The sequence below is a fragment of the Bacillus cereus group sp. N21 genome (assembly GCF_016483395.1).
In the GTDB taxonomy this organism is placed as follows: Bacteria; Bacillota; Bacilli; order Bacillales; family Bacillaceae_G; genus Bacillus_A; species Bacillus_A pseudomycoides.
On sequence record NZ_JAEHBX010000417.1, the window covers coordinates 1 to 241 of the forward strand.

Consider the following 241-nt stretch of genomic DNA (forward strand, 5'->3'; position numbering starts at 1 on the left):
TTATATGTTTCAAATTGGCGATAACATTGTTTATCCAATGCACGGAGCAGGTATAATTGAAGCCATAGAAGAAAAAGGGTTCTGGTGCAAAGATAAAATAAAAGAGACTATAGCTCATATATTTCTAGCGGAATTCTATTTTATGCTGTAAGCCCAAACAATCCATGGATGAATTCTTTCTGGTTTTGGACAGACTGATTGGTCTTACCCCCGTCAAGTGGACAGCTGTAAAAAAAGACTA

Annotated in this window: 1 pseudogene; it reads left to right on the forward strand. The window is 36.5% G+C overall.

Going from position 1 to position 241, the window contains the following annotated elements:
• Nucleotides 1–4: 4 nt before the first annotated feature.
• Nucleotides 5–82, forward strand: a pseudogene (locus tag JDS96_RS31465) (CarD family transcriptional regulator); the annotation flags it as partial.
• Between the last annotated feature and the right edge of the window lie 159 nt (nucleotides 83–241).